The following is a 13,758-nucleotide window of genomic DNA, read 5'->3' on the forward strand; positions in this document are numbered from 1 at the left end:
CTGGGAACGCCACGGCATCGCCCCCCGGCGGTGCTGGTGGCTTCCAACGCCGTTGCACACCACAACCGAAAAGGGGGAACGCCATGTACTGCCCGTTCTGCCGCAACCCTGATTCCCGCGTGGTGGACAGCCGGATGGCTGATGACGGCTCGGCAATCCGCAGGCGCCGGCAATGCCCGGAATGCGGCCGCCGGTTCACCACGGTGGAAACCACCAGCCTGTCCGTGATCAAACGTTCCGGCGTGGGCGAGCCCTTCAGCCGAAGCAAGGTCATCAACGGCGTGCGCAAGGCGTGCCAGGGGCGCCCCGTGAGCGAGGATGACCTCGCCATGCTGGCCCAGGAAGTCGAAGAGCAGATCCGTGCCTCGGGCGCCGCCGAAATCGATGCGCACGAGGTGGGCCTGGTGATCCTCGGGCCGCTGCAGAAACTCGACGAGGTAGCCTACCTTCGCTTCGCCAGCGTGTACCAGGCCTTTGAGTCCCTCGAGGACTTCGAGACTGCCATTGCCCTGCTCCGCCACGAGGCCGGGGAAGGCGCCAAGGGCGCAGCTAAGAGCTCCGAGAAGAGCCCCCTCTAAAACTCCGGTGGCGGCAGCGGAGGGGAAGCCGCAGCCGCCACCGGCACCACTCCTACTTGGCCAGGTTGTGCTGGAGCGCGATTTCCAGCGCCGCACCCACGATGCCTGCCTCGTTGCGGAGGACCGCCGGGACAATCGGGGTACGGAGCTTGAGGTTGGGAAGGTACTCGTCGGCGCGCTTTGAAATCCCGCCGCCCACGATGAACAGTTCCGGCGAGAACAGGAACTCCACGTGCGAGAAGTAGCGCTGCAGCAGCACGCTGTACTCGTCCCAGGACAGCCCGTCACGTTCGCGGGCAACGGCGGACGCCTTGGATTCGGCATCGTGGCCGTCAATTTCAAGGTGCCCCAGCTCTGCGTTGGGGACCAGCTTTCCGTCAAAGATGAAGGCTGAACCGATGCCGGTACCGAGCGTGATCACCAGGACCGTGCCGGAGACACCCGCGCCGGCACCGAAGCGTGCTTCTGCCAGGCCTGCGGCGTCCGCATCATTGATGACTTCCACCGGCCGGCCGAGCCGGGCCGTGAGGAGGGCGTCGATGTCCGTGTCCAGCCAGCTCTTGTCCACATTGGCTGCGGAGTGGACCACGCCGTGCTGGATGATGCCGGGAAAGGTCACGCCCACGGGGGAGCCGGCCTCCGGGGCCTCGGGGCGTGCCGAGAGTTCGGCCACCACCAGGGCCACGGCCTCGGCTACGGCCTCAGGGGTGGCGGGCTGCGGGGTGGGCACCCGGAAGCGTTCTCCGAGGAGCTTGCCCTTCTTCAGGTCGACAATGCCGCCCTTGATGCCCGTACCACCGATGTCGATGCCGATCAGCGGTGCGTTCTTGTGCGACTTCTCGTCCTTCTTGGCCAATGGGATTCCGTTCTTGACAGGGGTGGGCAGGAAAAGGGGCGGCTTTGGGGGCGGCCCGTAACAGGTGTCCGGTCTGCACCGGCAGCATGCCCAGGGGGCACGGGCCAGGCTACGGCAGGGTAAGGATTTCGGCGCCGGTCTCGGTGACCAGCAGGGTGTGCTCGAACTGGGCGGTGCGTTTGCGGTCCCGGGTGACCACGGTCCAGTCGTCGCTCCACATGTCCCACTCCACCGTACCCAGCGTGAGCATCGGCTCGATGGTGAACACCATCCCCGCCTGGATCACTGTGTTGTAGGCGGGGGCGGCGTCGTAGTGCGGAATGATCAGCCCGGTGTGGAAGGCCTCTCCGACGCCATGGCCGGTGAAGTCGCGGACCACGCCGTAGCCAAAGCGCTTGGCATAGGACTGGATGGCCCTGCCAATGACGTTGATTTCACGCCCCGGCGCCACAGCCTTGATGGCCCGGTTCAGCGACTCCTGCGTACGCTCCACCAGGAGCCGGGATTCCTCGTCCACGTCCCCCACCAGGAACGTGTAGTTGGTGTCTCCGTGGACGCCGTTGAGGTAGGCCGTGATGTCGATGTTCAGGATGTCGCCGTCCCGGACCACGGTGCTGTCCGGGATGCCGTGGCAGATGACCTCGTTCAGGGAGGAACACAGCGACTTGGGGAATCCGCGGTAACCGAGCGTGGACGGGTAGGCGTTATGGTCCAGCAGGAATTCGTGGCCCACTTTGTCCAGCTCGTCGGTGGTGACTCCCGGCTGGATGTGTTTGCCCACTTCCACGATGGCCTGCGCCGCGATCTTCCCGGCAATCCGGATCTTCTCGATGGTCTCCGCAGACTTGACTTCGGAGCCGGTGAATTTGGCGGGTGCCGGCTTGCCGACGTATTCCGGACGGGGGATGGACGCCGGGACGGGACGCTGCGGACTCAGGGTACCCGGGGTGAGGGTGCCAATGGGTGCAGTCGAGGCAAGGGAAGGCATAGATTGATCATATAAGGCACCACAGAACGCCTAACAACCGACAAGCTGGGGAGGGGGCGCGTAAGTGTTTGTGTTACGTGGATCACCCCGGTATTCCTGTCGCCGGAACGAGGAGCAACGATGACTGAGTACTGGTTCAACGTCAATACCCACGAAGTGGAAGAGGACCGGCTGTCGGACTGGAGCCAGCTCATTGGGCCCTACAAGACCCGCGAAGATGCTGAGCACGCCATCGAGAAGGTCCGGGCGCGCAACGAGGCCTGGGAAAAGGGCGACGACGACTGACGGGCTGTTTCCTGCCTAGAACGAGTGTTCCGGGCCGGGGAACGTGCCGGACCGGACGTCGTCCCCGTAGGCGGTGGCGGCGTCGTGCAGTGTGCTGCGCAGGTCCGCGTACTGCTTGACGAATTTGGCCATCCGGCCGCCGCGAAGCCCTGCCATGTCCTGCCAGACAAGGACCTGGCCCGTGGTGGCGTTCCCGGCCCCGATGCCCACGGTGGGCACGCCCACGGCGGCGTCAACCGCGGCGGCAGTCTCCGCCGGCACCATCTCCATCAGCACGCAAAACGCACCGGCCTCCTCAAGGGCGCGGGCGTCCTCGATCAGCCGTTGGGCGTCGTCGCCGCGGCCCTGCACGCGGTAGCCGCCCAAGGCGTGTTCGCTCTGGGGCGTGAAGCCGATGTGGGCCATCACGGGGATGCCCGCCTGCACCATCGCGCGGACCGTGGGGGCGTAGTACTTCCCGCCCTCGATCTTCACCGCGTGGGCCAGCCCTTCCTTCAGGAACCTGACGCCCGCGCCGACGGCCTGTTCCGCGCTGACCTCGTAGCTGCCGAACGGCAGGTCGGCCACCACCAGGGCACGCTTGGCGGACCTGGCCACCGCCCGGCAGAGGGGGAGCAGTTCGTCAACGGTCACCGGGAGGCTGGTCTCATTGCCAAAGACGTTGTTGGACGCCGAGTCTCCGACCAGGAGCACCTCGATGCCGGCAGCATCGAAGATCTCGGCCGTGTACTGCTCGTACGCCGTGAGCATGGCAAACCTGGTGCCGTCACGCTTGGCCTGCTGCAGGTGGTGGATGCGGACCTTGGCGGGCTTCCGTTCGGCAGGAACCGGCACGCCGGGGCCGTTGCCGTACGGGGCGGGTACTTCTGCGGACGCGCTGGAGTCGGAGCTGTTGGAGGCCATGGGATGAGCGTAGTGCGGTACCGGCCGTCCTAGCTACCGCGGGCATCCCCGCAAAAAGGTGATAAGCGCCATAGCTCCGCGCCGGGACGGGGTGCCGGGTATCGCTGGAAACCGCGCCTGGGGGCATGTTTTGGGGACCGCCAGGTTAATGCTGTGTTACGCGCGGCGCAGGCTCAAGCATCGGCGCCGAATGATTAGTACAGTGATGATGAACTGCTGCCGGCTTTCCCCTTTGCGCGGACCCCGGAGCATGGACGTTGACCGGAGAAGAGGCCATCATGGACCGCCAGCAAGAGTTTGTCCTGCGCACAATCGAAGAGCGCGACGTACGTTTCGTGCGCCTGTGGTTCACCGACGTCGTGGGTTCGCTGAAGTCAGTGGCGCTGGCCCCGGCGGAGGTCGAGGGCGCATTCGAGGAAGGCCTGGGGTTCGACGGTTCCTCCATCGAAGGCCTGGCCCGTGTTTTCGAATCCGACATGCTGGCCCAGCCGGATCCCGCCACCTTCCAGATCCTGCCGTGGCGCGGCGAGACCGAGCAGACGTCCAGGATGTTCTGCGACATCCTGACCCCCGACGGCGAGCCCTCCGCCGCCGATCCGCGCAACGTGCTCAAGCGGACCCTCGCCAAGGCCGCGGACATGGGCTTCACCTGCTACACCCACCCCGAGATCGAGTTCTACCTGCTCAAGTCGCACGAGCCGGGTCCGAACGGTGCTCCTGTTCCGGTGGACGAGGGCGGCTACTTTGACCATGTCCCCGGTGGCGTGGCCCAGGACTTCCGGCGCACCGCGGTGACCATGCTGGAATCGGTCGGCATTTCCGTGGAATTCAGCCACCACGAGGCAGGCCCGGGCCAGAACGAGATCGATCTCCGCTACGCCGACGCCCTGCAGACGGCGGACAACATCATGACGTTCCGCACCGTCATCAAGGAAGTGGCGCTCCAGCAGGGCACCTACGCCACGTTCATGCCCAAGCCGTTCACCGACCACCCCGGGTCGGGCATGCACACGCACTTCTCCCTGTTCGAAGGCGACAGCAACGCGTTCTTCGAAGCAGGGGCTGAGTTCCAGCTGTCCAAGACGGCCCGGCAGTTCATCGCCGGCATCCTCAAGCACGCCCCGGAATTCACGGCCGTCACCAACCAGTTCGTCAACTCCTACAAGCGCCTGTGGGGCGGCGGCGAAGCACCCAGCTACCTCAGCTGGGGCCACAACAACCGCTCCGCGCTGGTCCGCGTGCCGCTGTACAAGCCAGGCAAGGGCCAGTCCGCAAGGATCGAGTACCGCGGCATCGACTCCGCCGCGAACCCGTACCTTGCCTACGCCGTGCTGCTTGGCGCGGGCCTGAAGGGCATCGAGGAGGGCTACGACCTTCCGGCCGCGGCAGAAGACGATGTCTGGTCGCTGAGCTCCGCGGAACGCCGCGCCATGGGCCATGACCCGCTCCCGGCCAGCCTGCACGATGCCATCCGTTCCATGGAGGACTCGGAGCTGATGCCGCAGATCCTGGGCGAACAGGTCTACGAGCACTTCCTGCGCAACAAGCGCGCCGAATGGCAGGACTACCGGCTTCAGGTGACGCCCTACGAGCTGCAGCGCAACCTCGGCATCCTCTAGGTGCCCGGCGTGAGCCTGGCACGCCGCCTGATCGCGGCCGGATTCAGCGACCTGGAGAAGGGCGAACGGTTCCTTGCCGCGCGCGAACTTGAGGGGCTGGACCAGGACAGGCTCTTTGCCGGGCTGCAGCTGGCCGCGAGCCCGGACACCGCCCTGCAGTCCCTGGTCCGGCTGATTGAAAAGCACCCGCAGCTGCGCGACCTGGCGGCCGCTGACGCGGAGGACAGCGAGCCCATGTACCGGGTCCTGGGCGCTTCCGAGGCCCTGGGGGAGTTCCTCATCAGGCACCCGGAGCACCTGGAGGCCTTCCGGGTCCGGGCCAGTCCCGAGCCGCAGCCTGCCGACCCGGGCCGGCTGCGCACCACCCTCCTGCAGGCTGTGGGCGCCGACCCCCGCGCCGCACGTCCCGTGGCCGCCGCCACCGGCGCGGACGCCTACGCTGCCCTGCGCACGGCCTACCGGCGCGGACTGGTGGACCTCGCCGTCAAGGACCTCTGCGCCGCGGACCCGCTGGACTTCCTGCCATCGGTGGGCGGTGAACTGGCGGACCTGGCCGCGGCCGCCATCGAGGCTGCCCTCGCCGTCTCCCGCGCTGAAGCGGCGGAGCAGCACAGCGCCGCCGACGTCGCCGACGTCGGCCTGGCAGTCATCGGCATGGGCAAATGCGGTGCCCGGGAACTGAACTACATTTCCGACGTCGACGTCATCTACGTCGTGGACGCCGGCAGCCTGGAGGACGCCCAGGCCAACACCATCGGCACGGCGCTGGCGAGCGGCATCTCCCGGGCGATCTCCTCGGTCGCGAGGGAACCCGGACTGTGGGAGGTGGACGCGAACCTCAGGCCCGAGGGCAAATCGGGGCCGCTGGTCCGCACCCTCGCTTCCCACGAGACGTACTACGCCAGGTGGGCCGAAAGCTGGGAATTCCAGGCGCTGCTCAAGGCCCGTGCCATCGCGGGCGATGCCGCGCTGGGCCGGGCCTACGAGGAAGCCGTGGCGCCGCTGATCTGGAGCTCGGCCGGGCGGGAGGGCTTCGTCGAGTCCGTCCAGGCGATGCGGCGCCGGGTCACCGAGAACATCCCGGCAGCCGAGGAGCAGCGCCAGATCAAGCTGGGCCGCGGCGGACTGCGCGACGTTGAATTCACCGTCCAGCTGCTCCAGCTGGTGCATGGCAAGGCGGATGAGACTTTACGACGGCGGGACACCACCTCTGCGATCGCTGCCCTGTCAGCGGGCGGTTACATTGGCCGTTCCGACGCGGCGGCCTTCGACAACGCCTACCGTTACCTGCGGCTCCTGGAACACCGGATCCAGCTGTTCCAGCTGCGCCGCACCCACCTCATGCCGGTGGCGGAGCCGGCACTGCGCTCGTTGGCCAAAGCCGTCCTGGGGCCGTTCTCCAACGAACGGCCCAGCCCGGACTCCCTGCTGTCCGCGTGGCAGCGGACCAAGCGCTCGGTCCGTGAACTGCACGAGCGCATCTTCTACCGGCCGCTGCTGAATACGGCAGCCAAACTCAGCAGCGAGGACGCCAGGCTGACCCCCGAGGCGGCGCAGGGACGGCTTGCGGCCCTTGGATACCGGGACCCGCAGGGGGCGATGCGCCACATTGAGGCGCTGACCGCCGGTGTGAGCCGCCGGGCCGCCCTGCAGCGCCAGCTCCTGCCCATCCTGCTCGACTGGCTCGCCGAGGGCGTGGACCCGGACGCAGGCCTTCTGGCCTTCCGCCGCGTCAGCGAAGCCCTGGGCACCACCCACTGGTACCTGGGCCTGCTCCGCGACTCCAACGCCGCCGCTGAACGCCTGTGCCACATGCTGTCCAACTCCCGGCTCATTGCGGACCTGCTCGAGGTCTCGCCGGAATCGGTGGCATGGCTGGGACAGGACAAGGACCTGGTTCCCGTGGGCTTTGAAGCCCAATGGCAGGAGATCACGGCAAAGATGTCGCGGCACGAGGACCCGGAGAGTGCCATGCGCCTGATCCGGCTGATCCGGCGGCGGGAAATCCTGCGCATCGCCATCGCCGATTCGGCCGGCCTCCTCGACCAGGAACAGGTGGGCAGGGCCCTGGCGGACACGGACCGCGCCGCCGTCCTGGGCGCGCTGCGGGTGGCGGAAGGAATAGTCTCTGCCGCCGGCCCGCTCAAAACCACGGTGCTGGTGGTGGCCATGGGCCGGCAGGGCGGCCGGGAGATCGGCTACGGCTCCGACGCCGACGTCATGTACGTCCACAGGGCGCTCCCCGGCTTTACCGAAGCGGAGGCGCAGGAACAGGCGGCCCGCATCGTGGCGAAGGTGTCCAGCCTCCTCACGCAGCCCCTGAAGCCGGCCATCATGGCGGAACGGGTCCTCCAGATGGACGCCGACCTCCGTCCCGAGGGGAAAAACGGGGCCATGGTGCGCTCCCTGGATTCCTTCGCCGAGTACTACCGCCGCTGGTCCCTGATCTGGGAAGCCCAGGCGCTCCTGCGGGCACGGCCCATGGCCGGCGATGATGCCCTGGCCGCTGATTTCCTCTCGCTGATCGACCCCATCCGGTACCCGGAAACCGTGGCGGAGCAGGACGTACGGGAGATCCGGCGCATCAAGGCCAGGGTGGAATCGGAGCGGTTGCCGCGCGGCGCCGACCCAGCACGGCACCTCAAACTCGGCCGCGGCGGCCTCAGCGACGTTGAGTGGCTGGTGCAGCTGCTGCAGCTCCAGCATGCCGGGAAACACCCGGAACTCCGGACCACGTCCACGCTGGAAGCCCTCACGGCAGCAGCGGAACTTGGACTGCTGGATGCTGCCGACGCCGGTTTGCTGGCCGAGGCCTGGCGGCTGGCCAGCCGCATCCGGTCCGCCAATGTCATCTGGAACGGCAAGGCTTCCGATCTCCTGCCATCCTCCCGCCGCGACCTTGAGGCGGTGGCGCGCTGGTGCGGCTATGAGCCGGGACACGCCGCCGCGCTGGAGGAAGACTATTTGCGGGTGAGCCGCCGCGCCCGGGCTGTTTTTGAACGTGTCTTCTATGGGCACTGACTGGGTCTGGCTCATCCCGCTCCGGGACCTGGACGCGGATGCCCGCGCCATCCAGTTGGGCGCCATCGCGGACATGTCGCTCCTGGCAGGCCAGGAACGTTTCGTGGGCGACCCCCTGCGCATGGCGCTGGCAGGCCTGGCCGAGGAATCACGGTACCCCTACGTCGTGGAGGCCGGCGGGAACGCATCCGGTGTCCTGACCCTCCAGGCGGGGGCTGCCGGCCTTGCCGGGTGGCCCGACGACGGCTCGGCCTGGCTGCTGCGGGGCTTCCTCATCGACAGCCGGCACCAGGGCAAGGGGCTGGGCACGCTGGCGGCCACCGCCGCCGTGGAGGCCGCACGCAGGCTCACCGTCCGGCACCAAAGCTGCGAGTCCGGCGTCGTACTTTCCGTCAATGAGGAGAACCATGCGGGCCACTCCGCGTACCGCCGCGCCGGCTTCGTCGACGCAGGGCCGTACCTCGGCGGTTCCGCGGGGCCGCAGCGGACCATGTTCCACAGCTTCGCTGCCCCCGCACCGGCGTAACGCGCCGGACCGGCATTGCGCTTAGCAAGCGTTTGCCCGATTATGTGGATGGCGGTGTTCTCCAACCTTGTTGGGGGGAAGGCTGGACAGTCTTCGTCTCGGGGGGCATTCGTCAGGGGGTCCGGCTCCCGGTCTCAGCACGTCTGGAGGCGGGCCCCCACCTTACGGTCTCCGTCCGCGGCCTTGACGGCCCGGACAACGCAAAAGGCGACCACCGGATGAACCGGTGGCCGCCTTTGCTGCTTCAGCGCTCCTGCGGGGGACGCATCAGACTAGACGCCGTAGTAGAGCTCGAACTCGTAGGGGTTCGGGCGCAGGGACAGCGGGCGGATCTCGTTCTCGTACTTGTACTCGATCCAGGTGTCGATCAGGTCCTGGGTGAAGACGCCGCCGGCCTGCAGGAACTCGTTGTCCTCGCGCAGGGCCTCCAGGGCTTCCTCGAGCGTGCCCGGAGCCTTGGGGATGTCCTTGGCTTCCTCGGCCGGGAGCTCGTAGAGGTCCTTGTCGATCGGAGCCGGGGGCTCGATGCGGTTGCGGATGCCGTCAATGCCGGCCATCAGCTGGGCAGCGAAGGCCAGGTACGGGTTGGAGGAGGGGTCCGGTGCGCGGAACTCGATGCGCTTGGCCTTGGGGTTGGAGCCCGTGATGGGGATGCGGATACCGGCGGAGCGGTTGCCCTGCGAGTAAACCATGTTGACCGGGGCTTCGAAGCCCTTGACCAGGCGGCGGTAGGAGTTCACCGTCGGGTTGGTGAAGGCCAGGACGGCGGAGGAGTGCTGCAGCAGGCCGCCGATGTACCAGCGGGCGGTGTCGGACAGGCCGGCGTAGCCCTTCTCGTCGTAGAACAGCGGCTCGCCACCGTTCCACAGCGACTGGTGGCAGTGCATGCCGGAGCCGTTGTCACCGAAGACCGGCTTCGGCATGAAGGTAACGGACTTGCCCCAGGCATCAGCGGTGTTCTTGATGACGTACTTGAACTTCTGCAGGTCATCGGCAGCGTGGGTCAGGGTGGTGAACTTGTAGTTGATCTCGGCCTGGCCGGCGGATCCAACTTCGTGGTGGCTGCGCTCGACCTCGAGGCCGGCTTCGTCCAGGGCAACGCACATGGCGTCGCGCAGGTCAGCCTGCTTGTCGGTGGGGGAGACCGGGAAGTAACCGCCCTTGACGGGGGTCTTGTAGCCCAGGTTGCCGCCTTCTTCCTCGCGGCCGCTGTTCCAGTGGGCTTCCTCGGAGTCGATCTTGTAGAAGCTGCCCTCGGGGGAGGACTGGTACTGGACGTTGTCGAACACGAAGAACTCGGCTTCAGGAGCGAAGAACGCGGTGTCGGCGATGCCGGTGGAGGCCAGGTAGGCCTCGGCCTTCTCGGCTACGCCGCGGGGGTCGCGGTGGTACGGGTCACCGGTGCGCGGGTTGACGATCGAGAAGTTCAGCGCGAGGGTCTTCTCCATGCGGAAGGTGTCCAGGAACGCGGTGGTGACGTCCGGGATCAGCTGCATGTCAGATTCGGCGATGCCCTGGAATCCGCGGATGGAGGAACCGTCGAAGAGCTGTCCGTTGACGAAGAAATCAGCGTCAACACTCTTCGCGGGGACGTTGAAGTGCTGCTGGACACCCGGAAGGTCGGTGAAGCGGATATCGACGAACTTTACATCTTCGTCCTTGATGAACTTGAGGACTTCGTCCGCAGTCTTGAACATCTATGCTCCTAACGCATATGTAAATATCTGGCATGCACGCCATGTGATCCAGCGCAATCCAAAATCAGGGAGAACGCATGTTGTCCCTGTCGCGTGTACCTGCCGGGGGATTGCTTGAAACTTCTAACAGACTATGGATCCGGCATTTCCCGTCCATGTCCGCATTGTTTCGGGCAGGTTACAGAATGCCCTGCTATGACCACGGTATCGTCCGTCCACACTGTGGTCGAGTCCCATCCACACTGTGGGCGCCCTGCTGCCCCCGGGGTCGGTAAACTTGGACGGTGGTAGATCGCAAAGACATTGGCTCCTGGCTCACCGGACCTGACACCTCCGGCATATCAAAGTATCCGGGGGAGCGCCTGGGGCTGCCGGAGTCCGGTCCCGGCTCCATTGCCCGGGCGGGGCGCAGGATCGTTGCGATCATGATCGACTGGGGCATCGCGCTGCTTATCAGCAACTTTGCCTTTAACGGCGATTCCTGGGCCACGCTGGCGGTCTTCGCCATTGAACAGACACTGTTGGTCGGCACCCTCGGCTACAGCATCGGCCACCGCATCATGGGCATCGCGGTGATCAAGCCGGGAGGCGGTACTCCGGGACCGCTGGCCGGCCTGGTCAGGGCAGTGCTCCTCTGCCTGGTTATCCCCGCAGTCATTTTCGACCCGGACCAGCGCGGCCTGCACGACAAGGCCATGAATACGCTCCTCATCCGGCGCTGAGGCTCGGGCCTCCCGCGGGCAACGGCACACCAAGGGACAACGGCGCACCAAGGGCAACGGCACACCAAGGGACAACGGCGCACGACGGGCAACGGCGCCCCATGGCCGGGGCCGCTCTAAGCGCTGGCCGGGTGCTTCCGCCGGAAGGCCCGCGCATTAGTGACGATCACGCCGCCGACGACGATGGCGCCGCCCACAAACTGCGCGGCCGTGTGGACCTGTCCGGCCAGAATGGTCAGGACTGCGGTGAAGACAGTGATCAGGTTGAGGAACACGCCGGCACCGGCCGCCGGCAGGACCGTCAGGGCGCGGTTCCACAGCACGTAGGACAGTACCGACGGAAAAATCGCGATGAAGAGCAATGACGCCAACGCACTGCCCGTCCCAGGAAAAGCCAGGCCGCCCGTTGCGAACCGCACCGGGGCCAGGAGGGCCACCGCCACGGCTGCCTGCACTGCCGTAGCTGTGATCGGCGGGATCTTGGGTGCCAGGCGGCCAATGACCGTGTAGGCCGTCCAGACAACCACCGCCCCCACCATCAGCACCTCGCCGGTGCCGAAGCCGGCAGTGGCCAGCCGGCCCACATTCCCTCCGCTGATGACGATAAGGACGCCGGCCAGCGCCATCACGACGCCGGCCACCGCCATCGGCGTGAGCCGCTCGCGCAGGAATACTGAGGCCGCCAGCGTGATCAGCGCCGGATTGAAGGCGTTGATCAGCGAGGCATTGAACGCATCGGTGTGTTCCAAGGCGAAGTACAGGAGAAGGTTGTAGCCGAGGAGCCCGCACACGCTGAGCGCCAGCAGCCACGGCCACGCAGCTGCAACGGACCGCCAGCAGGGCTTCTCCACAAGCTGGGCTATCAGCAGCAGCGGCACCAGTGCGATCGCCCACCGGAGGAAGACCAGGCTCAGGGGGTCGATGCTGTGGACAGCGCCGGCGCCCACCACGTAGTTGCCGGCCCAGAACAGGGTTGCCCCCAGCAGGGAGAAGAGAGCGATTACCCGCCTGCGTCCCTGCGCGCGCGTGCCCGGCGTCCCGGCCTCCTGCGGCGGCGGTGACGTCAGTCCCTGCTCAACGGAGTCCACTGCGGCGTGCCTGTCCCGCTAGGCGCGGCTGGACTCGAGGGCCGGGGCGTCCGCTGCGCGGGCAGCGCTGAGGTACCCGCGGCGCCCGGCCCAGCGTTCGAACAGGAGGGTGGCGAACGGGAAGACCGCCGAGACACCTGCCAGTACGGCCACCAGGAACGGCCAGCGCTGCACCCGCCACAGCATGAGCGCGGCGACCCCGTAACCGATGAACAGGGCACCGTGGACAGGGCCTGCCACCTGGACGCCGAGCTCCGTGGTGCCGGCAATCCATTTGAAATACATGCCGGCGAGGAGCGCGGCCCAACTGCAGGCCTCGGCCACGGCGAGGATGCGGAAGGCGCGGATCACTGTTGTCCTGAGGGGCATGGTCATGTCCTGTCGTCGGGCGGTGCGCTGGCCGCACATGTGATGGGAGGGCTGGGCGCGGCGGTTCGGGCAGAAAGAAAAACGCCCCGGCTGCCGGCAGTGCCGGTACCGGGGCGTTCAATCAGCTAGCGTCCGCGGTTGGGACGGGCCTTGTAGGGGTCGATGCCCTTGGGAATGGGAAGCCTGCTGCCCATGGACGCGATGCGCTTGGATACCGTGCTGACTTCAAGTTTGGTCAGTTCGTTCTTCATCTTGCCCATCTGCTTGGCCACCTGGCTCAGCGGCACCTGGCCTTCGCCGCGGCCGGTCTGGATGGTGTGGACAGGAACGTTGGGCAGGATGCGCGCCAGGCGCTTGCGCTCGGCATCGAGCAGCGGCTTCACCCGGTGGGCGGGGCCCTCGCTGACAAGGACGACGCCGGGACGTCCTACGGCGCGGAACACGGCATCCTGCGTGCGCGGGTTGACGGCCACGGGCTGCTCTTCGGTGATCCAGCCGCGGCGGAGCGTGCCCAGGGCAGCGCCCGAAGCTCCGGGCTGGTTTTCGATCTGCGCGAACGCAGCACGCTCAGCGCGCCGGGACAGAATGAAGGTGGCCGCCAGCAGGCCGAGCGGAATGCCGATGATCAGGCCGGTAATCCAGTTATCCAGCCAGAAACCCACCAGGAAGCTCACGGCCACAACACCGAGGAACACCAGCAGCATGAGCCACGGAACCATGGGGTCGTGGCGGCGGGTCATGGTGAAGACCTCGCCGATCTGCTTGAGCCTGCTGGGCTTCTTGGCCTTAGCTTCCTTGGGCTTGCGCGTGAACAGGCCGCGCTTCACCGCGCTTGAGCCCGCCGGGGTGGAGTTGCTGGAGTCAGGGGATTTCGCCATAGTGCCTCAATTCTACGTGACTTAAACCAAAGGGCCGGACGCTGGAGTCTTCCGGCGTCCGGCCCTCTGCCACTTCACAAAGGAGAGGTCACGAGTGTGCAGCGAGGAGGGTGGCGGCTTCCTGGCGGGTGGTGCCGGAGTCCTGGATGCCTTCGGCGATGTGGGCGAGTTCGGCGGGGATGTCGCGGCCTTTTTTGCGCATGGCGGTGGCCCAGAGGCGGCCGGCGC

General features: G+C 66.8%; 13 protein-coding genes and 1 pseudogene. 6 read left to right on the forward strand and 8 right to left on the reverse strand.

The window, feature by feature from the left end:
• Positions 1-83 precede the first annotated feature (83 nt).
• A complete protein-coding gene (gene nrdR / locus PUN51_RS18595) occupies positions 84-578 on the forward strand; it encodes a transcriptional regulator NrdR (protein WP_224025681.1) in 495 nt (164 codons plus the stop codon).
• A 52-nt stretch (positions 579-630) separates the two neighbouring features.
• Here the strand turns inward: nrdR and ppgK are convergent, their stop codons facing one another.
• Both ppgK and map read right to left on the reverse strand, forming a co-directional pair.
• On the reverse strand, positions 631-1,434 hold the full coding sequence (gene ppgK / locus PUN51_RS18600) for a polyphosphate--glucose phosphotransferase (protein WP_275182083.1): 804 nt from the start codon (positions 1,432-1,434) through the stop codon (positions 631-633).
• 109 nt (positions 1,435-1,543) lie between these two features.
• Positions 1,544-2,422: a type I methionyl aminopeptidase gene (map, locus tag PUN51_RS18605; RefSeq protein ID WP_275182085.1), complete on the reverse strand. Its 879-nt coding sequence runs from the start codon at positions 2,420-2,422 to the stop codon at positions 1,544-1,546.
• Between the two features lie 120 nt (positions 2,423-2,542).
• On the opposite strand from map, the gene PUN51_RS18610 reads away from it, so the two are divergent.
• The gene (locus PUN51_RS18610; protein WP_275182087.1) at positions 2,543-2,707 is read left to right on the forward strand and encodes an SPOR domain-containing protein; all 165 of its coding nucleotides are present in this window, start codon (positions 2,543-2,545) and stop codon (positions 2,705-2,707) included.
• A 15-nt stretch (positions 2,708-2,722) separates the two neighbouring features.
• On the opposite strand, the gene panB is transcribed toward PUN51_RS18610, so the two are convergent.
• A complete protein-coding gene (panB, locus tag PUN51_RS18615) occupies positions 2,723-3,610 on the reverse strand; it encodes a 3-methyl-2-oxobutanoate hydroxymethyltransferase (protein WP_224025683.1) in 888 nt (295 codons plus the stop codon).
• 278 nt (positions 3,611-3,888) lie between these two features.
• Between panB and glnA (PUN51_RS18620) the strand changes: the two genes are divergently transcribed.
• Genes glnA (PUN51_RS18620) through PUN51_RS18630 form a run of 3 tightly spaced genes read left to right on the forward strand, consistent with a single transcriptional unit; the run spans position 3,889 to position 8,776 of the window.
• Positions 3,889-5,229 carry a type I glutamate--ammonia ligase gene (glnA, locus tag PUN51_RS18620; RefSeq protein WP_141160830.1) on the forward strand — a complete coding sequence of 447 codons (1,341 nt, stop codon included), beginning with the start codon at positions 3,889-3,891 and terminating at the stop codon, positions 5,227-5,229.
• 9 nt (positions 5,230-5,238) lie between these two features.
• Positions 5,239-8,250 carry a bifunctional [glutamine synthetase] adenylyltransferase/[glutamine synthetase]-adenylyl-L-tyrosine phosphorylase gene (locus PUN51_RS18625; RefSeq protein ID WP_275182089.1) on the forward strand — a complete coding sequence of 1,004 codons (3,012 nt, stop codon included), beginning with the start codon at positions 5,239-5,241 and terminating at the stop codon, positions 8,248-8,250.
• Positions 8,240-8,776 (forward strand): GNAT family N-acetyltransferase, encoded by a 537-nt coding sequence (locus tag PUN51_RS18630; RefSeq protein ID WP_275182091.1) that lies wholly within the window; start codon positions 8,240-8,242, stop codon positions 8,774-8,776. The genes PUN51_RS18625 and PUN51_RS18630 overlap by 11 nt, the downstream gene beginning before the upstream one ends.
• A gap of 272 nt (positions 8,777-9,048) precedes the next feature.
• Here PUN51_RS18630 and glnA (PUN51_RS18635) read toward each other — a convergent pair whose 3' ends face one another.
• Positions 9,049-10,473, reverse strand: a complete 1,425-nt coding sequence (gene glnA, locus PUN51_RS18635; RefSeq protein ID WP_159632210.1) for a type I glutamate--ammonia ligase — start codon at positions 10,471-10,473, stop codon at positions 9,049-9,051.
• A 284-nt stretch (positions 10,474-10,757) separates the two neighbouring features.
• Here glnA (PUN51_RS18635) and PUN51_RS18640 point away from each other — a divergent pair, with 284 nt between their 5' ends.
• Positions 10,758-11,195 (forward strand): RDD family protein, encoded by a 438-nt coding sequence (locus PUN51_RS18640; RefSeq protein ID WP_275182094.1) that lies wholly within the window; start codon positions 10,758-10,760, stop codon positions 11,193-11,195.
• A gap of 116 nt (positions 11,196-11,311) precedes the next feature.
• Here PUN51_RS18640 and PUN51_RS18645 read toward each other — a convergent pair whose 3' ends face one another.
• The 4 genes and pseudogenes from PUN51_RS18645 to PUN51_RS18660 form a co-directional block, all read right to left on the reverse strand.
• On the reverse strand, positions 11,312-12,283 hold the full coding sequence (locus tag PUN51_RS18645; protein WP_275182096.1) for a DMT family transporter: 972 nt from the start codon (positions 12,281-12,283) through the stop codon (positions 11,312-11,314).
• 18 nt (positions 12,284-12,301) lie between these two features.
• Positions 12,302-12,652: a DUF3817 domain-containing protein gene (locus PUN51_RS18650; protein ID WP_224025688.1), complete on the reverse strand. Its 351-nt coding sequence runs from the start codon at positions 12,650-12,652 to the stop codon at positions 12,302-12,304.
• A gap of 125 nt (positions 12,653-12,777) precedes the next feature.
• Positions 12,778-13,530 (reverse strand): DUF4191 domain-containing protein, encoded by a 753-nt coding sequence (locus PUN51_RS18655; RefSeq protein ID WP_159632207.1) that lies wholly within the window; start codon positions 13,528-13,530, stop codon positions 12,778-12,780.
• Between the two features lie 88 nt (positions 13,531-13,618).
• Positions 13,619-13,758 (reverse strand): annotated as a pseudogene (locus PUN51_RS18660) (lipoyl synthase); the annotation flags it as partial.

The organism is Arthrobacter sp. NQ4, assembly GCF_029077345.1.
Lineage (GTDB): Bacteria > Actinomycetota > Actinomycetes > Actinomycetales > Micrococcaceae > Arthrobacter.